The organism is Paenibacillus cookii (assembly GCF_018333375.1).
Lineage (GTDB): Bacteria > Bacillota > Bacilli > Paenibacillales > Paenibacillaceae > Paenibacillus_AQ > Paenibacillus_AQ cookii.
Window position 1 is genome coordinate 1 of the sequence record NZ_BORW01000107.1, and the last position, 541, is coordinate 541.

The following is a 541-nucleotide window of genomic DNA, read 5'->3' on the forward strand; positions in this document are numbered from 1 at the left end:
TTCTAAAATTCTGCAAGTCTGCCCTTTTCTTCATCCATATAATACCATTTTCGAAAATTACCCCTTAACGACAGTGAATATGCTATCGCTTCTTCTCTGAAACGGAATTATGCAAAACACTCATTATTGGAAGATTGAGATCATAATAAACCCCAGTCCATTCCAATGGTTGCCATTAGCCAAATGGTCTCGTTTTGATTAAGAAGGGGCTTTTCGCGGCTGGGCGGAAAGAACGATGCCGGTGTCGTGAGCCCCCGAAGCCGGGGCTTATGCTCGGAGCATCGAAACTGTGCAAGCGCTCATGCCGGCGGCATCGAAATTACCCTGAGCTGCCCAGGGCGAACGGACGGTTTCAATGAAGAATCGTAATTCCCCCGTAATCATAAAAAACAGCATCCTTGCCGGAAGCAAGATGCTCAGAGTGTCGAGAAAGTCCAACGGACTTTTCGACACTCTATTTTTTATATGGGGAATCATATCTTTTAAAATAAAAATCGATTTAAAGCGCTCTGAGAACCCTACTTCAGTGACCGACGAGGCA

1 protein-coding gene is annotated in these 541 nt (G+C 45.1%); it reads right to left on the bottom strand.

Going from position 1 to position 541, the window contains the following annotated elements:
• Positions 1-267: 267 nt before the first annotated feature.
• Positions 268-541, bottom strand: a 274-nt coding sequence (locus tag KI367_RS26770) for a hypothetical protein (protein ID WP_212953331.1), incomplete at its 5' end; no start/stop codon positions are given.